The sequence below is a fragment of the Pseudothioclava alba genome, from assembly GCF_033100795.1.
Classification (GTDB): Bacteria; Pseudomonadota; Alphaproteobacteria; order Rhodobacterales; family Rhodobacteraceae; genus Pseudothioclava.
In genome coordinates this window covers 717442-739042 of the sequence record NZ_JAWLVI010000001.1, presented here as the reverse complement: position 1 = coordinate 739042, position 21601 = coordinate 717442, and the positions used below count along the sequence as shown (strand labels likewise).

Sequence of the window (21601 nt, the reverse complement as noted above, 5' to 3'; positions counted from 1 at the left end):
ATAGGGTGGCCCGAGAAACACAGGAGGCGCTCATGCCCGGACCCAAAGCCAAGATTGCATCGCTGGACCCTGTCTGGTCGCGCATCTGCGACGAAGGGCGCGAGGCTGTCCGCAACGAGCCGCTTCTGGGCGCGCTGATCCATGCGGGGCTGTTGCACCATCCGACGATGGAGGGCGCGCTGGCTTATCGGTTTTCGCTGAAGCTGGCTTCGGGCGAGATGAGCGAGCAGATTTTGCGCGAGATCGCGGACGAGGCTTATCGCAAGTCGCCCGAACTCGGGAATGCTGCGCGCGCCGATCTGGTAGCGGTCTATGACCGCGATCCGGCCTGCCATCGTTTGCTGCAGCCGATCCTGTTTTTCAAAGGGTATCAGGCGCTTCAATCTTACCGGGTCGCGCATTGGCTTTGGAATGAGGGGCGCAAGGACATGTCCTATTTCATCCAGATGCGCACCTCCGAGACCTTTGGTGTCGACATCCATCCGGCCGCGAAAATCGGGCAAGGCGTGATGATTGACCACGCGCATTCGATCGTGATCGGGGAAACCGCGGTTGTCGGGGATAACGTCTCGATGCTGCACTCGGTTACGCTTGGCGGCACCGGCAAGGAAGAGGAAGATCGCCATCCGAAGATCGGCAACGGCGTTCTGATCGGGGCTGGTGCCAAGGTTCTGGGCAATATCAAGGTCGGGGATAACTCGCGTATCGCAGCAGGCTCGGTGGTCCTGGAGGATATTCCGTGCTGCAAGACGGTGGCAGGGGTGCCCGCGCGGATCGTGGGTGACGCGGGGTGCGACCAACCCGCGACCGAGATGGATCAGCTTTTGGGCAAGGGGGGGTAACCCCTCTGTCTTGCGGGTGGGTGCAGGCGGATCAACTCACGCACATACCCGAGCAGGCGCTCGGCAGATTTCGGAATGATCCGCCCGCGAGACCGCAGGATCAGATAGGGATCGACGGTAATCGGGCGGTTAAGCTCCAGCGTCCTGAAATTGGCCGAAACCGGACTTTTCAGCATCAGCTCGGTGATTTCACGCGCCATCGGGGCGATCGCATCGGATTGTGGCAAAAGCGCGAGAATCATCAGCAATGACGAGGTGGCAATGATGTTGTCGGGCCGCGTAAGGCTTTCGTCGCTAAAGGCCGTTTCGATGGCGTGGCGGATAGGGGCGCCCTGATCCTGCAAAATCCACGGAAAGTCTTGCATGGTGGCGAGCGACTGCGGTCCCTGCCCGAGGAGAGGGTGCCCGTCGCGCACCAGAAGTTGCACAATTTCGTCGCGGGCGGGTTCGATCGCAAAGTCGCGCCGGTCCAGATGGGGCGGCAGGCGCGCCAAGGCGAAATCCAGATCTCCGCGTTCAAGCAAGTGAATAAGGGTCGAGGAAGGGGCAATCTCGATCGAAATATCCAGCGAGGGCGCCTCGGATTTCAGGCGCTGGATCGCGGGCACCAGATGTCCGATGGCGGGGCCGGTAACCGAACCCACCCGCACGATCCCCCCGCGCCCTGTTTTCAGGTCATCGAAGTCTTCGGCCATACGGTCGAGATCGTGCACGAGGCGCGCGGCGTGTTGCGCCAGCAGATGCCCGGAGGGTGTCGGCTCCATCCCCTTTGGCGTGCGCTCAAAGAGGACCATCCCGAGCTGGGTCTCTAGTGCGGCGAGCATTCGCGATGCGGCAGGTTGCGTCATCTTGCAATGTAGTGCTGCAAGCTGAAGCTGCCCGCTTTCGGCAATGGCCGAGATCAGCCGTGCTTGTGCCGGACGCAGATTTTGAAGCTGATGTCCCATTTGTATTCCAGATATGATATGTAAATTTCTTATCTTGGTATTTGAGTGATATGTAAACTCCTTCTAGAAAAAGGTACGCCTCGTTCAAGGGGCAGTTTCTGGAGAGCTGGTGGAGAAGCTCTTCGTTCTGGGAGGAAATTATGAAACTTATGACTTACGCGAGCGTTCTCGCTCTTTCGTTGTCTGCTTTTGCTGCTCCGGCCTTCGCTGAAGGCAAGGGGCTGGTGGGCATTTCGATGCCCACGAAATCCTCGGCGCGCTGGATCTCGGACGGGAACTCGATGGTCGATCAGTTCACCGCTGCCGGCTACGACACCGATCTGCAATATGCCGAAGACGACATCCCGAACCAGCTTGCGCAGATCGAGAACATGGTGACGAAGGGCGTCGATGTTCTGGTGATTGCGGCGATTGATGGCACGACGCTGTCGAACGCGCTGGCGAATGCGTCGGCGGCGGGCGTTAAGGTTATCGCCTATGACCGTCTGATCCGTGACTCGGGCGATGTCGATTATTACGCGACCTTCGACAACTTCAAGGTTGGCGTGCAGCAGGCAACCACTGTGGTGGACGGGCTGAAAGCGCGCTTCCCCGAGGCCCATCCGTGGAACGTCGAGCTGTTCGGCGGCTCGCCCGATGATAACAACGCCTATTTCTTCTACAACGGCGCGATGTCGGTTCTGCAGCCGATGATCGACGCGGGCGATGTGGTGGTCCAGTCCGGCCAGATGGGTATGGACAAGGTTGGCACTCTGCGTTGGGACGGCGCGGTCGCGCAGGCGCGGATGGATAACATCCTTTCCGCCAATTACACCGACAAAGAGGTCCACGGCGTGTTGTCGCCCTATGACGGGTTGTCGATCGGGATCCTGTCCTCGCTTAAGGGCGTCGGTTATGGTTCGGGCGATCTGAAAATGCCGATCGTGTCGGGGCAGGACGCCGAAGTCCAGTCGGTCAAGTCGATCCTCGCGGGCGAGCAATATGCCACCATCTTCAAAGACACCCGCGAACTGGCCCGCGTGACCGTGGGCATGGTCAACGCGACGCTGGAGGGCGGCGAGCCGGAGATCAACGACACCTCGACCTATGACAACGGCGTCAAGGTTGTGCCTTCCTACCTGCTTGAGCCGGTTCCGGTCGATGCAAGCAACTGGGAAAGCATCCTGATCGGTTCGGGCTATTACACCGCAGACCAGATCAAGTGATCCTCCGCACTTGAGAGGGCGCCCGCGCCCGTGGTGGTGCGGGTGGCCTTTCGAGGGGACACAAAGATCGACGACCAGCCTGCGATAGTGGGCCAGAGTGAGGCGGATGCCATGACCACTCTTCTCGAAATGAGAAATATTACCAAAGAATTTCCTGGTGTTAAGGCGCTCGATCAGGTGAACTTGCGCGTTGAGGCCGGAGAGATTCACGCAATTTGCGGCGAGAACGGTGCCGGAAAATCGACGCTGATGAAGGTACTTTCGGGTGTCTATCCGGCGGGCAGCTATGACGGCGAAATCCACTATGACGGGGCGCTGGCCGAGTTTCGCACCCTGCGCGATAGCGAAGACCACGGCATCGTGATTATCCATCAGGAACTGGCGCTGGTGCCGCAGCTTTCGATTGCCGAGAACATCTTTCTGGGCAATGAGCGCGCCTCGGGCGGAGTGCTGAACTGGCGCGAGACTTTTGCCCGCACGACCGAACTTTTGCGCAAGGTCGGCCTGTCGGAAACGCCCGGAACGCTGGTCGATTCGATCGGGGTTGGCAAGCAGCAGCTTGTCGAGATCGCGAAGGCTCTGTCGAAAGACGTGCGGCTTTTGATCCTGGACGAACCCACCGCCGCACTTCAGGAAAACGACAGCCGCGCGCTTTTGGACCTGATGCTGGAACTCAAGGCGCAGGGCGTGACCTGCATCCTGATTTCGCACAAGCTCAATGAGGTGCGCTATGTCGCCGATACCGTGACGGTGATCCGCGACGGGATGACGGTCTCGACGCTGGATGCGAAGGCGGGGCTGTCCGAGGACGACATCGTGCGCGATATGGTCGGGCGCGATATGTCGCAGCGTTACCCCGAGCGTGACCGTCGGGCGGGCGATCTGCTGATGGAGGTCTCGGGCTGGAATGTCTGGCACCCTGAACACGCCGGACGGCAGGTAATCCGGGACATCTCGTTCAATGTGCGGGCGGGCGAAGTGGTGGGCATCGCGGGGCTGATGGGCTCGGGGCGGACCGAACTGGCCATGTCGATCTTTGGCCAAAGCTGGGGGCGCAATATCTCAGGCGAGGTGCGTCTGAAAGGGCAGCCGGTAGACCTGAGCGAAGTCACCCGCGCGATTGAGGCGGGGCTGGCCTATGTCACCGAAGATCGCAAGGAATTAGGGCTGATCCTCGACGAAAGCATCCGCTTTAATACCTCGCTGGCGAAACTGGAAAGCGTGTCATCGCACGGCGTGCTGGACGAGCGGCGCGAAACCGAAGTGGCCGAGCGGTATCGCAAGGCGCTAGCCACGCGCACGCCGAGTGTCTTCCAGAAGGTCGGGAACCTGTCTGGCGGTAACCAGCAAAAGGTCGTGCTGGCCAAATGGCTGTTCACCGACCCCGAGGTTCTGATTTTGGATGAACCCACGCGCGGCATCGACGTCGGCGCGAAATACGAGATTTATTCGATCATCAACGATCTCTCCGCGCAGGGCAAAGGCGTGGTGATGATCTCGTCCGAGATGCCCGAACTTCTGGGTATGTGCGATCGGATTTACGTCATGAACGAAGGCGCGTTTGTGGGTGAATTGCCCGCTTCTGATGCCTCGCAAGAGCGCATCATGTCGCTCATCGTTACGGAATGAGGGAACGGAAATGGACCACGAAACCAAAGGGTTGAAAGGCTATCTTGCAGCCCATATGCGTGAATACGGGCTTTTGTTCGCGCTGATCGCGATCATGGCGTTTTTCCAGATCGTAACCGGCGGGACACTGATGCGTCCGGTCAACATCACCAACCTGTTCCTGCAAAACAGCTACATCATCATCATGGCGCTTGGGATGCTGATCGTCATTGTGTCGGGCAATATCGACCTCTCGGTCGGCTCGGTGATGGGGTTCATCGGTGCTTTTGCTGCGGTGATGATTGTCGAGTGGAACGTGCCGGTTGCGGTGACGATCCCTGTTGCGCTGGTGATGGGGGCGCTGATCGGGGCGGCGCAGGGCTATTGGGTCGCCTATTGGAAAATCCCCTCCTTCATCGTGACGCTGGCGGGGATGCTGGTGTTTCGCGGGCTGTCCTTGTGGCTGCTGGAGGGGCAATCCGTCGGCCCGTTCCCCGGCTCGTTCCAGCTTTTGTCTACAGGGTTTGTGCCTGACCTCCTGCCGCGCGAGGCGACCGCCGCACTTGGCGAGGTTTTCGGCGCGCGCGCGTTCAACGTGCTGGCGATGGGCGTGGGGCTTATGGCGGCGGGTTTCGTGATCTGGCTTGGCCTGCGCGAGCGTGCGCACAACAAAGCCTATGGCATCAGTGGTGAACCCGCCAATTTCTTCTGGGCGCGCAATATCATCGTTCTGGGCGCGATGCTGTTCCTGACCTTCAAGCTGGCGACCTTCCGCGGGCTGCCAAACGTGCTGGTGACGATGGGCGTGCTGGTGGTGGTCTATGCCTTCCTGACCGAAAATACGGTGATCGGGCGGCGGGTTTACGCGCTTGGCGGCAATGAAAAAGCGGCGAAACTCTCAGGCATCAAGACCGAGCGCCTGACCTTCCTGTCCTTCGTCAACATGGGGCTGCTGGCCGCGTTGGCGGGGCTGATATTTGCCGCGCGCCTCAATACCGCGACGCCGAAAGCGGGCTTCGGGATCGAACTGGATGTGATTGCAGCTGTGTTCATTGGCGGGGCGTCGATGTCGGGCGGCTCGGGGAAAATCGTGGGGGCGGTTGTCGGTGCCTTCATCATGGGGGTGATGAACAACGGCATGTCGATCATGGGGATCGGTATTGATTATCAGCAGGTTATCAAAGGCCTGGTGCTGCTCGCTGCCGTTATCTTCGACGTCTACAACAAACGTAAGCAAGGTTAAGACCAATGCATCTGAGCCAATTGAAATCGGGCGGTGTGATTTGCCGCGAGGGCGAAGCTGCCCGCCTAGTTCCGGGGCGGACCTCGATCTTCGAACTGGCCTCCGAGGCTGTTGCGAAGGGGGCAAAACTGGCCGAGATCCTGCCTGCGGGCGGCGAGGCGGTGGATTTGCTGGCGTTGGCCTCGGCGGGCAAGCTTGATGTGCCGGTGCGCCATCCTGAACCGGCCCGGATGTATCTGTGCGGCACCGGGCTGACGCATCTGGGCTCGGCCTCGACGCGCAATGCAATGCACGCCGCCGCCCCCGAGCACGAGACGGACTCGATGAAGATGTTTCGTATGGGGATCGAGGGAGGCAAGCCCGCGCAGGGCGCGGTAGGGGTGCAGCCCGAGTGGTTCTACAAAGGGCCGGGCACCGAGGCGATTGCGCCGGGCGATCCGCTGGTTTCTCCTGCCTTCGCGCTGGATGGTGGCGAAGAGCCGGAAATTGCGGGGTTTTATCTGATCGGGGAAAATGGTATACCATTTCGCATAGGCTTTACGCTGGCGAATGAATTCTCCGATCATGTGACCGAAAAGATGAACTACCTCTTCCTCGCGCACTCCAAGCTGCGGCCGGCAAGTTTCGGGCCCGAGATCCTTATCGGAGAGCTGCCCGCCCATATCGAGGGGCGCTCGCGCGTCTTGCGCAATGGCGAGGCGATCTTTGATGCGCCGTTCCTTTCGGGCGAGGCGAATATGTCCCATACGCTTGCCAACCTTGAACATCACCACTTCAAATACGCGGCCTTCCGCCGCGCCGGAGACCTGCATGTGCATATGTTCGGCACGGCGACGCTGTCTTGCGGGGCAGGGGTCGTGACCGAACCCGGCGATGTGTTCGAGATTTCTGCGCCCGCCTTTGGATTGGCGCTGACCAACCCTCTTGCGACCGAAGACGGCGCGCCTGATCGCGCCGTGACGGTTCGTTCCCTCTGATTTTCTGGAGACCTAAGATGTCCGTCAACTCCTTCAAGCCCGCCCCCTGGCCGCGCCGCCTGCGTTCGCAGGAATGGTATGAGGGCACCTCGCGCGACACGATTTATCATCGGGGCTGGATGAAAAATCAGGGCTACCCGCATGATCTGTTCGACGGGCGCCCGATCATCGGCATCCTGAATACGTGGTCAGAGCTGTCGCCCTGCAACGGCATCCACATGAAAGAGCTGGCCGAGAAAGTGAAGGCGGGCGTGTGGGAGGCAGGTGGCTTTCCGGTGGAGGTGCCGGTGTTCTCGGCATCCGAAAACACCTTCCGCCCGACGGCGATGATGTTCCGCAACCTCGCCGCGCTGGCGGTAGAGGAAACCATCCGCGGTCAGCCGATGGATGGTTGCGTGCTGCTGGTGGGCTGCGACAAGACCACGCCCTCGCTGATGATGGGGGCGGCGTCGTGCGATATTCCCTCGATCGTCGTGACCGGCGGGCCGATGCTGAACGGCTATTACCGGAACGAGCGCGTGGGGTCGGGCACCCATCTGTGGAAATTCTCGGAAGCGGTGAAAGCGGGCGAGATGACGGCCGAAGAATTCCTTGAGGCCGAGCAGTCGATGAGCCGCTCGACCGGCACTTGCAACACGATGGGCACGGCGTCCTCGATGGCCTCGATGGTCGAGGCTCTGGGGATGGCGCTCTCGGGGAATGCAGCGATTCCGGCGGTGGACAGCCGCCGCCGCGTGATGGCGCAAATGTCGGGTCGGCGCATCGTTCAGATGGTGAAGGACGACCTGAAACCCTCTGATATTCTGACTAAAAACGCGTTTGAGAATGCTATTCGCACGAATGGTGCAATTGGCGGATCGACCAATGCGGTGATCCATCTGCTTGCGCTTGCAGGCCGCGTGGGGGTCGATCTGACACTTGATGACTGGGATCGCTGCGGGCGTGATGTTGCGACTATCGTCAACCTGATGCCGTCGGGCAAATACCTGATGGAAGAGTTCTTCTACGCGGGCGGCCTGCCGGTGGTTCTGAAACGTCTGGGCGAGGGCGGGCAGTTGCACAAAAATGCGCTGACGGTCTCGGGGCTGGCGATCTGGGATGAGGTGAAGGACGTCATTAACCACAACGATGACGTGATCCTGCCGCTGGAAAAGGCGCTGACGCAGCAAGGGGGGATTGCTGTGCTCAAGGGCAACCTTGCGCCGAAGGGGGCGGTGTTGAAGCCCTCGGCGGCCTCGCCCGAACTGATGCAGCATCGTGGCCGCGCCGTGGTGTTCGAGGACATCGACGACTATAAGGCCAAGATCAACGACGACGCACTTGATATTGATGAGACCTGTGTCATGGTCCTGAAAAACTGTGGCCCGCGCGGCTATCCGGGTATGGCCGAGGTCGGGAATATGGGCCTGCCGCCAAAGGTGCTGAAGAAGGGGATCACCGATATGGTGCGGATTTCGGATGCGCGTATGTCGGGAACGGCCTATGGCACGGTGGTGCTGCATACCTCGCCCGAAGCGGCGGTCGGCGGGCCTTTGGCGGTTGTGCGCGACGGCGATATGATCGAGATTGATGTGCCGAACCGCCGCCTGCATCTGGATATTTCGGACGCCGAACTGGCCAAGCGTTTGGCTGCATGGACGCCCGGTCACGAGCAAGCGGAAAGCGGCTATGCGTGGCTGCACCAGACCCATGTCGAGGGCGCGGATACTGGCGCGGATCTCGGTTTCCTGAAAGGCTGCCGTGGCAATGCCGTCGGCAAGGACAGCCACTAAACCGGACACCCCGGGGGGGGCCCCGGGCTGATACTCACGGCGGGACGCCGAAACCGAATAAGGACGATACGATGACATTCACACCTCATGGCAAGCACCTGATCGCGGGCGACTGGATTGCAACGGATATGAAATTCAGCTCGGAACCCGCGCATGGGCCCGCGCATGAATTCTCGGTCGGCACGGTCGATCTGGTGAATACGGCCTGCGAGGCGGCGGAAGAGGCGTTCTGGTCCTATGGCTATTCAACGCGCGAGGCGCGGGCCGAGTTTCTGGAGACCATCGCCGATGAAATCGAGGCGCGCGCCGCCGCGATCACCGAGATCGGCACGCAGGAAACCGGCCTGCCCGTCGCGCGTCTTGAGGGCGAGCGCGGGCGCACCACGGGGCAGTTGCGCCTGTTCGCCGGCCACATTCTGGACGGCGATTATCTGGACCGCCGCCACGATGTCGCGCTGCCCGAGCGCACGCCTCTGCCGCGCCCTGATATTAGGCTGATGCAGCGCCCGATCGGGCCTGTGGCGGTGTTTGGCGCCTCGAACTTCCCGCTCGCGTTTTCGACGGCGGGGGGCGACACGGCTTCGGCACTGGCGGCGGGCTGTCCGGTGGTCGTGAAGGGCCATTCGGCGCATCCGGGCACGGGCGAGATTGTGGCCGAAGCGATCCATGCGGCGATCAAGCGCTGCGGGGTCCATCCGGGGGTGTTCTCGCTGGTGCAGGGCGGCAAACGCGACGTCGGCACGGGGCTGGTGCAGCATCCGCTGATTAAGGCGGTGGGCTTTACCGGCTCGCTTGCGGGTGGTCGCGCGCTGTTTGATCTGTGCGTTTCGCGCCCCGAGCCGATCCCGTTCTTTGGCGAGCTTGGCTCGGTCAACCCGATGTTTTTGTTGCCCGAGGCGGTTTCCGCGCGCGGTGCCGAGATCGGCAAAGGCTGGGCCGGGTCGCTGACCATGGGGGCAGGGCAGTTCTGCACCAATCCGGGGATTGCGGTGGTGATGGCGTCTCAGGCCGATACGATTGCCGATGCGGCGCGCGAGGCGCTGTCAGCCGTGGGGGCGCAGGTGATGCTGACCGACGGGATCGCGGCAGCCTATCGTCAGGGGCGCGACCGGATTGCGGGTGCCGCAGGCGTGCGCGAGGTGCTGACCTCGATGTGCAACCAGCGCGACGCGACGCCCTATCTGTTCGTGGTGAAGGGTGCGGACTGGCTTGGCAATCACGCGCTTGGCGAAGAGGTCTTCGGGCCGCTTGGCCTGCTGGTAACGGTTGAAAACGCAGAAGAAATGCTGGCCGTTGCGCGTTCGTTCGAGGGGCAGCTGACGGCGACACTGCATCTGGATGCGGGCGACACCGATCTGGCGCGCCGCCTGATGCCGGTGCTGGAGCGCAAGGCGGGCCGCGTGCTGGCCAATGGCTTCCCGACGGGGGTCGAGGTTTGTGACGCAATGGTCCACGGCGGACCGTATCCGGCCTCGACCAACTTCGGGGCAACCTCGGTCGGCACGATGGCCATCCGCCGCTTCTTGCGTCCAGTCAGCTACCAGAACTTGCCCGAGGCGATACTGCCCGAAGACCTGTAAGGAGGGCGCAGCGTGGACGCTGTCGAGTGGATCGCCGTTGATTGGGGCACCAGCCATCTGCGTGCGTGGGCGATGGCGGGCCGTGCGGTTCTGGCCGAGGCGGGGTCTGCGAAAGGCATGGGGTCGCTTGAACCCGATGGCTTTGAGCCTGCGCTGCTGGAGCTGATCGGGCCATGGCTGGAAACGGCGCGGGTGCCTGTGCTGGCGTGCGGCATGGTCGGCGCGCGGCAGGGTTGGGTTGAGGCGTCTTACCGTGCGGTCCCCTGCGCGCCGGTCGAGGCGGGGCAAACCTGCAAGGTCTCTGCCCGCGATCAACGCGTGCGGGTTGAGATCGTGCCGGGGCTGTCGCAGGCCGACCCAGCCGATGTGATGCGCGGCGAAGAGACGCAAATCGCGGGGTTTCTGGCTGCGGAACCCGCGTTCGAGGGCGCAGCGATCCTGCCGGGCACCCATTCGAAATGGGTGCATCTGGCGGGTGGGCAGGTGCAGGGCTTTCACACCGCAATGACGGGAGAGCTGTTCTCGCTTCTTGCGACGCAATCGGTGCTGCGCCATTCGGTTGCGACAGACGGGTTTGACGCGGCGGCCTTTGATGCGGGCGTTCAGGCGGGGCTTGCGGGTGCGGCCTTGGCCGAATTGTTCGCGATCCGCGCCTCGGGTCTGCTGGCGGGAACGCGGCCCGAGGCGTCTCGGGCGCGGCTGTCCGGCCTTCTGATCGGGGCCGAGATCGCGGCTTTTGGGGCGGGCGTCTCAGAGGCTGTGGTGATTGGCGGGGCGGGGCTGTCAGCCCATTACCTGCGCGCGCTGGCTGTTGCCGGATGTAAGGCGCGGGCACTGGACGGGGCCGATCTCGTGCGCGAGGGGCTATGGTCTTTATACGAGGGGGCGACCCATGACTGAACGTAATCTGATCGCGATTTTGCGCGGGATTACTCCGGCCGAGGCGGTGCCTTGTGCCAAGGCATTGGTTGAGGCGGGGATCACCTCGATCGAAGTGCCACTGAACTCGCCTGATCCGCTGGTCTCAATCGCGGCGATGGCGCGGGCTTTCGCGGATCGTCCCGAGGTCGAGATCGGCGCGGGCACGGTGTTGACTGCGGCAGATGTGCAGGCGGTGGCGCAGGCGGGCGGGCGGTTGATCGTCTCGCCCAATTGCGACACCGAAGTGATTGCGGTGACGCGCAAAGCGGGGCTGGCCTCCTGGCCCGGCGTCTTCACCCCGACCGAAGCTTTCGCCGCGCTGGCGGCAGGGGCGAGTGGGCTGAAGCTGTTTCCGGGGGCGCAGATCGGGCCGCTGGGGCTTCGCGCAATGCGCGCGGTTCTGCCTGCGGGAACACAGGTTTATGCCGTTGGTGGCGCAGGGCCAGAGAATTTTGCGCAGTGGTTTGCGGCGGGCGCTGATGGTTTTGGCATCGGCACGGCACTTTATACGCCGGGGCTAAGTCTGGCCGAGGTTGCCACCCGCGCGCGCGCCATCGTTGCCGCTTATGATGCGGCCAAGGAGGCATGATGCAGTTCGACGCGCGGATTTGCGAATTGGGTGAGGGCGCGCTTTGGCACCCTTTGCGGGCCGAGCTGTTCTGGTTCGACATCACGGGGCGGCGGCTGCTCGCGCGCAAGCCCGGGACCGGCGCCACCCGCGAGGTATCCCTGCCCGAGATGTGTTCGGCGGCGGGCTGGATTGATGCGGAGCGCCTGCTGGTTGCCTCTGAAACCGCGCTGTTGGTGTTTGATATAGCGGCCGAAACCCTGACACCGCTTTGCCTGCTTGAGGCCGATAACCCCCTGACGCGCTCGAACGACGGGCGCGCGGACCCTTGGGGCGGCTTCTGGATCGGGACGATGGGGAAATCGGCAGAGACGGGGGCAGGGGCAATCTATCGTTTTGCCGGCGGAGAATTGCGCCGACTGGTCGGTCAGGTGACAATCCCCAATGCGATCTGTTTTGCGCCGGACAGGAGTGTCGCCTATTTCGCAGATACGGCGATTGCGCAGGTGTTCCGCGTGGCGCTGGACGGCGACGGCTGGCCTGCTGCCGCGCCCGAGTTGTTCCTCGATTGCGGACTGCTTGGGGTTTATCCCGACGGGGCTGTGACCGATGCCGAAGGGGCGCTTTGGATCGCACTTTGGGGCGAGGGGACGGTGCTGCGTATGGCCCCTGATGGCACGCTTGGCGCGCGGCTCGATCTGCCTGCGCCGCATACCACTTGCCCAGCCTTCGGGGGGGCGGATTTCACCACGCTTTACTGCACTTCCGCCACGCAAGGTCTTGATGCAGAAGCATTAAATTCCGCGCCGCAATCTGGCGCGACCTTCGCGATCATGGGCGCCGGACAGGGCCGCCCCGAGCCCGCCGTGACCCTCGTTTCTTTCGGCTCAGGAGACCAGCCATGACCTTTACCCTTGGCCTTGTCGGGCTTGGCACCATCGCACGCAACCAGCACCTCCCCTCGATCGAGGCGACGGAGGGTTTCCGCCTTGCCGCGATTGCCAGCCGCAACGCGGGGCTGGATGGGCTGCCCTGCTATCACGACATCGCGGACATGCTGGCCGCCGAGCCTGACCTTGCTGCCGTGTCGCTTTGCACCCCGCCACAGGGGCGGTTCCAGCAGGCAGTGCAGGCGATCTGCGCGGGCCGCCATGTGATGCTGGAAAAGCCTCCGGGCGCCAGTGTCTCCGAGGTCGAGACGCTGGTGCGGATGGCCCGCGCGGCGGGTGTGACGCTGTTTGCAACATGGCACTCGCGCGAGGCAGCGGCGGTCGAGGTTGCGCGTGACCTGCTGCAAACCCGCAGCCTGCGGCGCGTGTCGATTGCGTGGAAAGAGGATGTGCGCCACTGGCACCCCGGTCAGGAGTGGATCTGGCAGCCGGGTGGGCTGGGGGTGTTCGATCCGGGTATCAACGCGCTCTCGGTGCTGACGAGGATCATGCCAGAGCCGGTGCATCCGGTCTCGGCGCGGCTGGAGTTTCCGGCGAACAAACAGGCGCCCATCGGGGCAGAACTGGCGATGGTCTCGGCCTCGGGCGTGCCGGTCGATGCCGTGTTCGACTGGCGCCAGACCGGCCCGCAAACGTGGGATATACTGATTGAAACCGATGAAGGCGAGGTGCTTTTGCGCGAAGGCGGCGCGCGTCTGTTCATCGACGGGCAGGAGAATATCAGCGCACCGGATTACGAATATCGTCGCCTTTACAATCGCTTCGCCGCATTAATTGAAGCGGGTGAATGCGATGTCGATCTGGCGCCCCTACAGCTTGTTGCGGATGCGTTCTTGCTGGGTGAGCGGGTCGAGACCGAGGCTTTCCACGATGCCCCCTGAGCGCGCGCTGTTCGGCCATCTGCCTTCGGGCGAGCCGGTCGAAAGGGTCACGCTCCGGCGCGGGGATGTGACGGCGCGGATCATCACCTATGGCGCCTCGCTTCAGGCGCTCATGGTGCCTGACAAAGATGGCCGGCTCGACGACATCGTTCTGGGGCATGACGATCTGGCGGGCTATCTGAACCACCGGATGTTCTTTGGCGCCACTGTCGGGCGGGTGGCGAACCGGATCGCGGGGGGGCGGTTCACGTTGGACGGGCGCAGCTATGGCTTGTCGCAAAACGAGGGGACCACGACGCTGCACGGCGGCGCCGAGGGGTTCGATCGGCGCAACTGGCAGATCGTCGCGCTGGAGGATGCGCCCTCGGTGCGCCTGCGGCTGGTCAGCCCAGACGGCGATCAGGGGTTTCCCGGGCGCCTTGAGGTCGAGGTGGTCTATGCGCTGGAGGAGGCCGCCGACGGGGTGTCCTTAGCGATCCGCTACGAGGCGCGCACCGATGCGCCGACCCCTATCGCACTGACAAACCACAGCTATTTCGCGCTTGCAGGCAGTGCTGCGCTGGCCACGCGCCCGATGGCCGCGATCGAGGCCGATTTGACGGTGCCAGCCGCGCGCTATCTGCCGGTTGACGGCCATATGATCCCGCTCCCGCCAGAGCCCGTCGGGGCGACGCCCTTTGATTTTCGCGCGCCGCGCCCTCTGGCGGCCTCGATCCGTTCGGGGGCGGTGGCGGGCTACGACCATTGCCTTTGTCTGGATGGGCCGCTGATCGAGATGAGCGATCCTGTCTCGGGGCGGGTGCTGCGGATGCAGACCGACCAGCCAGGCGTGCAGCTTTACACCGGCAATTTTCTGGATGGCAGCGTGATCGGCAAAGCGGGCCACGCCTACCAAAAGCATGACGGCATGTGTCTGGAGGCGCAGGCATGGCCGGACCTTGTGAACGCGGCTGACCCACAGTGCGCGGCCCGCGTCATTCTGGCGCCGGGTGAGGTTTACCATGCGGCGATTGTTCTGGGCTTTGCAACCGACAGGCCGACCTCCTGACAGGGTGGGGCAACGCCGATAAAATCCAAGAGATTTTCAGGCTTTCCGGCTGTGACGGCGCGTTTCCCTCGCTCGCGCGTTAACGGATTTCCAAGCTCTTCCGACTACCTTCATTTACCGAAGTGGGTTCGGCGCGCGATTGCGTCGACTTTGTGTTGGGGCTGTGGTTCATGTGGATGACGGAACCCGGATGTGAGCAGGCTGCGCGGTGCAGGCAGGCAGGCAGGTGTGTCCACCTGCGGCCGATACTGCTGGTTTGGGGCGCCTTCGGGTCGATTTGCGCCGGCCGTGGCTCTGATCTGAGCGGGGTCTGAGATGGCGACGACCTGGGACGTATTCTACCTTGGCACAGCGCCTGCGATCGACCCGGCCGAGGGTAATGATAGCAGCGAAAACGCCTCGACGCTTGCTGGCCTGACCTACGGCGGGTCAACCGATCCACTGTTCCAGAACATCCAGACGCTTTCTCCGGGCAGCTATGGCGGTGGTCTGGCCACCTATTACGACACGAACAATTTCACGTCGAACGATACGTTCCGGATCGACGGCGGCGCGCTCCAGACCTTCGACGCGTTCGTTATTTATAACGCCACGATCACCTATGCCGATGGCACCACGGCAGCGATCACCGCTTCCGTGTTTCAGGATACCGCGGGCAATCTCTATCTCGCGCCCGAGATCTCCTATAATACCGATCAGACCGCGCTTGAGGCGGGGCCGATTGTCGCGCTCACCCTTGACAGTGTGAGCCTTTCGCCCTCCGGGATGGCGGCGGATCGCTATGCGGCCAGCTATGTTGCGCCTGTCGATGGCACCTCGGGTGCCGACAGCATGGGGCTTGGCTATACCGATGCCGATGGCGACCAGATCACCACCGGCAACGATCTGATCGATGGCGGCGCGGGCAATGACACGATCTTCGGCTCGTCGGGCAACGATACGATCTATGGCGGCACGGGCGACGACTCGATTGGTAGTTTCGCCAGCACCGATCTGGGCGATGACCTTATGTTCGGGGGCGATGGCAATGATACGATCATTGCTGGCGCCGGGAACGATACGGTCTATGGCGATGCAGGCGATGACCAGCTGTCCGGCGCGGATGGCTCGGACACGCTTTATGGTGGGGATGGCAGCGATACCTTCCTGATTACCGACGATCATGATTATGACCTGATCGTCGGCGGTGAGGGCGGCACCGATACTGACGCGATCTCGTTTGCAAACTATGCGTCCGCACTCGGGGTAAGTGTTACCTTCTCGGGCGATGGTGCGGGCGGCTATGACTACTTTGGCACCACGGGCTATGGCGACTTCTCCGAGATCGAGCAGATCTGGGGCACGAATTATGCCGACCTGATCGATGCATCGCTTGATAGCTCGGGGGTGCTTCTGGCGGGGCAGGGCGGCGATGACACGATCATCGGCGGCTCTGGCGATGACAGTTTGTGGGGCGGGGATGGCAACGACCGCTTCGATGTGGCCCAAGGCGGTTCCGATACGATCGACGGTGGCGCGGGGTATGATATTGTCGACGCCAGCGGGACTACCGACGCGAATTTTTTTGTCACCTTCACGAATATAGAGGAAATCGCCGGAAGCAACTTTGGCGACAGCTGGGGCTGGGATTCCGGTAGTGTCGTGTTTTATGGCGGAACCGGAAGCGACACCGTTTTCGCCGGAACTGGCGACGACACGATCTATGGTGGCGACGGGAATGACTCGCTCTCGGGGGGCGCCGGAAATGACAGCCTGAATGGCGGGGCGGGAGACGATACTCTTGCCGGTGGTGCCGGGGCGGATGCACTGGACGGTGGCACGGGCTTCGACACGGCCGACTATTCAGCCTCGGGCACTGCGGTCCACATCGAACTCTCTACCGGCAGCTTTAGTGGCGGGGATGCGACTGGAGACACCGCGGTCGGGATTGATGCGATCATCGGTTCCGATTTCAACGATACGCTGACCGGTTATGACGGGACATTCGACGGGGGGACGGTGTCGAACCTGCTCGATGGCGGGGCGGGGGATGACTTCCTTAGCGGTCTTGGCGGTGCGGACTGGCTGATCGGTGGGGCGGGCAACGACACGCTCATCGGTGGGGTGGGTGACGACACGTTCGTCTATTCGCTCGGAGACGGGAATGACACCATCACCGATTTCAACAGCGGCAATACGGGCACGCTGTCGGATGGCACGAGCACCAATAACGACTTTATCAACCTCACGGCCTTCTACGACAACCTTGCCGAGCTATATGCCGACCAGGCTGACGATGGCATCCTCAACCAGTCGAACACCCTTGATGCCAATGGCCGGACGGTCGACTATTCGGATAACACCTCGTTCGGCACGGGGTCGCTGACCTTTACCGGCGCGAGCGCCGACAACACCTTCTTCACCGCCGAGAACACGGGCGTCACCTGCTATCTTGCGGGCACCCGCATCCTGACCCCCGAAGGGGAGGTTGCAATTGAACGGTTGCGGGTTGGCGACAAGGTTGTCACCCGCGATCATGGGGCGCAAACGATCCGCTGGATCGGGGTTTCGCGGCTGCAATCCACGCCGGAAATTGCGCCGATCCGGATCGCAGCGGGGGCGCTTGGATCGGGGCTGCCCCTGCGCGACCTTTATGTATCTCCGCAACACCGGGTGCTGGTGCACTCGCGGATCGTGGCGCGCATGACCGGAGCGGAGGAGGTTCTGGTCGCGTCGAAAAAGCTATTACCCATGCCCGGTTTTCAGGCCATGCCCGCAGATGGGCAACTGACTTATGTGCATCTGATGTGTGACGCGCACGAGATTATCTACGCCGAGGGCGCCCCCTCCGAGACCCTGCTTCCCGGTCCGCAGGCGCGCGCGACACTCGGGCCGCTAGTCTGGGCAGAGCTTGCGGCGATCTTTCCGGGTCTGAGCGCAGAGCAGGGGGCTTTCGCTCCGGCGCGTCTTGTTCTTCGCGGGCCCAGGATCGCGCGGATGCTAGACCGCCACCTGCGTAACGCCAAATCCCTGCTCAAGGGAGAACCGGAAGGGCTTTGCGTCGAACCGGTCTCCGGTCAAGGGTAAACCCCGTCCGGTCGCGCCTGTCCGGAGGGCTCCACCTCTCCGCCGTCAACAGAGACGACCGTAAAGCCGCTGGAAGACCCCTGAAAACCATAGGTCGTTTAATCCCTTGCTCCGCGGCCGACCCGCGTTCCGTATCGTCGCAATCTCTGGTCGAGGTCTGGCGCGGGCGACAATCACCGACTGTTTGCACCATTGCCCTGATCCGGCCCAAGCCGATTGCAGGTTGCCAAAGCTGTTGGGGTCATTCTGCGGGATGAATTTCCCAGAGTGCAAAGATTGAACTGGATCATAGGCTTGTCGGGTCTTACCATCGGTTTTTGAAGCTTGCCGAGACTTCTGTTGTTGAGAGTAATGTTATGACCACCACCCTGCACCCTGTTCTTCTTTGTGGCGGGGCTGGCACGCGGCTTTGGCCATTGTCGCGCAAATCCTACCCCAAGCAATTCGTCAAACTGAGCGGAGAGGAAAGCCTGTATCAGGCGTCGGCGCGGCGTCTGACGGGGGAGGGGTTCGGCTCTCCGATGGTGATAACGGCTTCGGACTTCCGCTTTATCGTGATCGAGCAACTTGCGGCGCTCGAAATTGCGCCGGCCGAAATCCTGATCGAGCCTGCCCCGAAAAACACGGCCGCGGCGATTTGTGCCGCTGCTTTGGCACTTCATGCCCGTGCCCCCGGAGCCCTGATGCTTGTCGCGCCTTCGGATCATGTGATCCCCGATGCGGCCGGTTTCCGTGCGACCGTGCGTGCGGCAATTCCCGCCGCCGAGGCCGGGCAGCTTGTAACCTTTGGAATCCGGCCCAACCGGGCGGAAACGGGGTATGGCTGGCTTGAACTATCCGCACCAACACCGGATTTCGCGCCCGAACCGCAACCGCTTCGCAGCTTTGTGGAGAAGCCGGACGCGCAGACCGCAAAAGCGCTGCTGTCCAGCGGAATGCACCTGTGGAACGCGGGGATATTCCTGTTTTCGACACACACGATCCTTGAGGCGTTTGCCGCGTTCGCGCCCGAGGTTCTGGCTGCAACCCGCGCAGCATTCGAGGCGGCGCAGAGCGATCTTTCCTTCACCCGGCTCGATCCGGAAGCTTGGGATGATTTGCAAGATATTTCAATTGATTATGCGGTGATGGAGCGTGCTTCGAACTTGTGTGTTGTGCCCTATGCGGGGGGGTGGAGCGATCTTGGCGACTGGCAGGCTGTCTGGCGCGAGGCCGAGGCTGACGCCTCTGGCACTGTGACGTCGGGGGCTGCGACCGCGCTGGATTGCAAGGATACGCTCTTGCAGGCGACAAGCGCTGCGCAGGAGCTTGTTGGTATCGGCCTGTCGGATATTGTCGCTGTTGCCATGCCGGACGCGGTGCTTGTGGCGCATAAAGACCGCGCGCAAGAGGTCAAGCAGGCGGTTGCCGCGCTGAAGGCCAAGGCCGTGCCGCAGGCGGAAACACTTCCGCGCGATTATCGCCCGTGGGGATGGTATGAGAGCCTTGTCGTCGGCCCGCGTTTTCAGGTGAAGCGGATTGTCGTTCATCCCGGAGCGGCGCTCTCGCTGCAAAGCCATCGTCACCGGGCCGAGCACTGGATCGTTGTGGAAGGCGCGGCAAAGGTAACTGTCGATAACGAGGTGAAGCTCGTTTCGGAAAACCAGTCGGTTTATATTCCGCGCGGGGCCGTTCACCGGATGGAAAACCCGGGCAACGAGCCGCTGACTCTGATCGAGGTGCAGACGGGCGCTTACCTTGGTGAGGACGATATTATCCGCTATGAGGATGCCTATGCGCGGGGACAGGGAGCGAAAGGATAGCTCTTGCGAGGCCTGGGTGAGACAAGGGAGACGGTTATGAAAATCGAATATCTGCACACGATGGTCCGGGTGAAGGATCTGGAAAAATCGAAGACGTTTTACGAGCTTCTGGGCCTCAGGGAACGCCGCCGGATCGACAACGAGGGCGGGCGGTTCTCGCTCGTGTTCATGTGTCCGCCGGGGCAGGAGGATGGCCGTGCCGATGTCGAACTGACCTATAATTGGGATGGCGATGACGGGTTGCCCTCGGATAGCCGCCATTTCGGGCATCTGGCTTACCGCGTCGAGAATATTTACGATATGTGCCAACGGCTTATGGATGCTGGTGTCACCATCAACCGGCCCCCACGCGATGGGCATATGGCCTTTGTGCGCTCGCCCGACAATGTTTCGGTAGAGCTGTTGCAGATGGGGGAACCGTTACCGCCAGCAGAGCCTTGGGCAAGCATGGAGAATACCGGCCATTGGTAAGCGCTTTACCGGAGGCCGCTTTGGCCTTCGGCGGCCTTATCCGAACAGGATCAGGTTCGAGCGGAGGATCGCATAAAGGCAGGCCAGTCCGAACCCCGCGAACCCGCCAAGCGCAAGCCATGTCATCGACCGCAACAGCCGCGGGAGCGGCGCTTGCAGGCTGGGGATGCGCGCGAAAAACGACAGCATCCCCGCGCCAAGTCCGCTCGCCGTGCCAAGAAACAACGGCACATAAAGCGCGTAGCCGAAATAGCCGTATTCGGGTTTCAGGATGCAAAACGGGCAGTGGTGGTTCGGGTGCTCGTAGACATAGGACGAAATGACCGAAATCACCGCCATCAGCCCGACGCCGAACATGACCGCCGACAGCACCGCGAAAACCGCGTGAAACCGCCCGCTCCAGAGGCTTAGCGCCCCTGACAGGGCCACCAATACGCCGGTTCCCGCCAGCAGAACCAGCGCCATTGCGGGTGAGACCGAGGCAAGCTCGTCTGACAGCCCCTCGTTCGCGGGCACAAAGAGCTTCGAGCAACATGATGTAATCACGTCGGTTTTCAGGTTCAGGAAGTAGGTCAGTTCGGTCGCGCCATCGGCCAGCACCAGAACCGCGATACCAAGGATCGCGCCGTATTTCACTTTGGTTAACGGGTAATCGCGTGCCATTTTGTCGGCGCGGTCCAGCACCAGCCAGAGAACAGCAGCGAAAAACACCGCGATTTTCAGGTAGAGGGCAGGGAAACCATAGGGGTTCACGCCAAGTGTGCCAACCGCGCACATCGCCCCGACGAACAGCGCGGCCATCCGGTCTGCGTTGAAAACAAACAACAAAAGGGCTGCGAGTTCGGCGATCATCACCGCACCGAACAGGGTCGAGACAAGCTCGGTCATGCGCTCGCGGCGCAATTGCGCGGGGCCGGTGTCGGACAGGTTCCAGCGCCGCAAAACCGTAACCGCGAACCCCGAGGACCAGAGCGCCACCAGTGCCGCCAGCGCCGCGACCAGCAAAAGCGCGAGGATTGGGACGCGGAAGATCATGACTGCGCCCCGGCAAGCTGCCCGTCGCGCATCTCGATAACGGTGTCTACGGCCTCGGCCGCCCAGATGCGCGGGTCATGCGACGTCATCACGATGGTCCGGCCCTCGGCGCGCAACTGCCCGAGCAAGCCCAAAAACCGGTCTGCCAGCGCGGTATCAAGGTTCGCCGTCGGTTCGTCCGCAATCAGGATCGGTGCGTCGTTGATCAGGGCGCGGGCAATCGCAGCGCGTTGGGTTTCGCCGCCCGACAGATGCTCGACCGGCATAAGCGCCTTGTCGCCCAGATCGAGCGAGGCCAGCCGCTCCATCGCGCGGGCGCGGACCTGCGTGTTCGGCTCGCCCAAGGGGGCGGCGGGCAGCATGACATTTTCCAGCACACTCAGCCCGCGGATCAGGTTAAAGCGCTGAAAAACAAAGCCGAAACTGGTGCGGCGCAGTTCTGTCTGGAACCGCTCGGGCAGGCCGGACACGGCCTCGCCGTTCAGGAACACGCGCCCCGAGGTCGGGCGCGCCATGCAGCCGATAATCGACAAAAGCGTGGTTTTGCCAGATCCGCTTGGCCCTTTCAGCACGGTGATTTCGTTTTTCGCGATGCTCAGATCAATGCCGCGCAGCGCCTGCACCTCGTTCGGGCGGCCCTCGTTATAATGCTTGGTGACGGCGTTCAGGGTAATCATCTTGGCAC

At 62.3% G+C, this 21601-nt stretch carries 18 protein-coding genes; 15 read left to right on the top strand and 3 right to left on the bottom strand.

Annotated elements, in window-relative coordinates; all coding sequences use genetic code 11:
- Nucleotides 1-32: 32 nt before the first annotated feature.
- Entirely contained in the window at nt 33-842 is an 810-nt protein-coding gene (cysE, locus tag RYZ20_RS03580; RefSeq protein WP_317670494.1) for a serine O-acetyltransferase, read from the top strand.
- Here the strand turns inward: cysE and RYZ20_RS03575 are convergent.
- Nucleotides 818-1789 (bottom strand): LysR family transcriptional regulator, encoded by a 972-nt coding sequence (locus tag RYZ20_RS03575; RefSeq protein WP_317670493.1) that lies wholly within the window; start codon nt 1787-1789, stop codon nt 818-820. The two genes, cysE and RYZ20_RS03575, sit on opposite strands and share 25 nt — an antisense overlap.
- Before the next feature lie 149 nt (nt 1790-1938).
- On the opposite strand from RYZ20_RS03575, the gene chvE reads away from it, so the two are divergent.
- The 14 genes from chvE (at nt 1939) to RYZ20_RS03505 (ending at nt 19881) form a co-directional block, all read left to right on the top strand.
- Nucleotides 1939-2994, top strand: a complete 1056-nt coding sequence (gene chvE / locus RYZ20_RS03570) for a multiple monosaccharide ABC transporter substrate-binding protein (RefSeq protein ID WP_317671332.1) — start codon at nt 1939-1941, stop codon at nt 2992-2994.
- Between the two features lie 111 nt (nt 2995-3105).
- Complete coding sequence (mmsA, locus tag RYZ20_RS03565; RefSeq protein ID WP_317670492.1) at nt 3106-4623, top strand: multiple monosaccharide ABC transporter ATP-binding protein; 1518 nt, start codon at nt 3106-3108, stop codon at nt 4621-4623.
- A gap of 10 nt (nt 4624-4633) precedes the next feature.
- Nucleotides 4634-5845 (top strand): multiple monosaccharide ABC transporter permease, encoded by a 1212-nt coding sequence (gene mmsB / locus RYZ20_RS03560; protein WP_317670491.1) that lies wholly within the window; start codon nt 4634-4636, stop codon nt 5843-5845.
- A gap of 5 nt (nt 5846-5850) precedes the next feature.
- The gene (gene araD1, locus RYZ20_RS03555) at nt 5851-6822 is read left to right on the top strand and encodes an AraD1 family protein (RefSeq protein WP_317670490.1); all 972 of its coding nucleotides are present in this window, start codon (nt 5851-5853) and stop codon (nt 6820-6822) included.
- Between the two features lie 17 nt (nt 6823-6839).
- Nucleotides 6840-8594 carry an L-arabinonate dehydratase gene (gene araD, locus RYZ20_RS03550; RefSeq protein ID WP_317670489.1) on the top strand — a complete coding sequence of 585 codons (1755 nt, stop codon included), beginning with the start codon at nt 6840-6842 and terminating at the stop codon, nt 8592-8594.
- A 71-nt stretch (nt 8595-8665) separates the two neighbouring features.
- Nucleotides 8666-10174, top strand: a complete 1509-nt coding sequence (locus tag RYZ20_RS03545; protein WP_317670488.1) for an aldehyde dehydrogenase (NADP(+)) — start codon at nt 8666-8668, stop codon at nt 10172-10174.
- A gap of 12 nt (nt 10175-10186) precedes the next feature.
- On the top strand, nt 10187-11074 hold the full coding sequence (locus RYZ20_RS03540) for a 2-dehydro-3-deoxygalactonokinase (protein ID WP_317670487.1): 888 nt from the start codon (nt 10187-10189) through the stop codon (nt 11072-11074).
- The gene (locus tag RYZ20_RS03535) at nt 11067-11684 is read left to right on the top strand and encodes a 2-dehydro-3-deoxy-6-phosphogalactonate aldolase (RefSeq protein WP_317670486.1); all 618 of its coding nucleotides are present in this window, start codon (nt 11067-11069) and stop codon (nt 11682-11684) included. The genes RYZ20_RS03540 and RYZ20_RS03535 overlap by 8 nt, the downstream gene beginning before the upstream one ends.
- Nucleotides 11684-12568, top strand: coding sequence for an SMP-30/gluconolactonase/LRE family protein (locus RYZ20_RS03530; RefSeq protein WP_317670485.1), 885 nt, complete (start codon nt 11684-11686; stop codon nt 12566-12568). Before RYZ20_RS03535 ends, RYZ20_RS03530 begins: the two co-directional genes overlap by 1 nt.
- A complete protein-coding gene (locus tag RYZ20_RS03525) occupies nt 12565-13494 on the top strand; it encodes a Gfo/Idh/MocA family protein (protein ID WP_317670484.1) in 930 nt (309 codons plus the stop codon). Before RYZ20_RS03530 ends, RYZ20_RS03525 begins: the two co-directional genes overlap by 4 nt.
- Nucleotides 13484-14542, top strand: coding sequence for an aldose epimerase family protein (locus tag RYZ20_RS03520; protein WP_317670483.1), 1059 nt, complete (start codon nt 13484-13486; stop codon nt 14540-14542). The genes RYZ20_RS03525 and RYZ20_RS03520 overlap by 11 nt, the downstream gene beginning before the upstream one ends.
- Nucleotides 14543-14857: 315 nt before the next feature.
- Nucleotides 14858-17608 (top strand): Hint domain-containing protein, encoded by a 2751-nt coding sequence (locus RYZ20_RS03515; RefSeq protein WP_317670482.1) that lies wholly within the window; start codon nt 14858-14860, stop codon nt 17606-17608.
- A 356-nt stretch (nt 17609-17964) separates the two neighbouring features.
- Nucleotides 17965-19410, top strand: coding sequence for a mannose-1-phosphate guanylyltransferase/mannose-6-phosphate isomerase (locus RYZ20_RS03510; RefSeq protein ID WP_317670481.1), 1446 nt, complete (start codon nt 17965-17967; stop codon nt 19408-19410).
- A gap of 36 nt (nt 19411-19446) precedes the next feature.
- Nucleotides 19447-19881 carry a VOC family protein gene (locus tag RYZ20_RS03505; RefSeq protein ID WP_317670480.1) on the top strand — a complete coding sequence of 145 codons (435 nt, stop codon included), beginning with the start codon at nt 19447-19449 and terminating at the stop codon, nt 19879-19881.
- Nucleotides 19882-19917: 36 nt separating this feature from the next.
- Here RYZ20_RS03505 and RYZ20_RS03500 read toward each other — a convergent pair whose 3' ends face one another.
- Both RYZ20_RS03500 and RYZ20_RS03495 read right to left on the bottom strand, forming a co-directional pair.
- Nucleotides 19918-20916 carry a hypothetical protein gene (locus RYZ20_RS03500; protein WP_317670479.1) on the bottom strand — a complete coding sequence of 333 codons (999 nt, stop codon included), beginning with the start codon at nt 20914-20916 and terminating at the stop codon, nt 19918-19920.
- Nucleotides 20913-21593, bottom strand: coding sequence for an ABC transporter ATP-binding protein (locus RYZ20_RS03495; protein WP_317670478.1), 681 nt, complete (start codon nt 21591-21593; stop codon nt 20913-20915). The genes RYZ20_RS03500 and RYZ20_RS03495 overlap by 4 nt, the downstream gene beginning before the upstream one ends.
- Between the last annotated feature and the right edge of the window lie 8 nt (nt 21594-21601).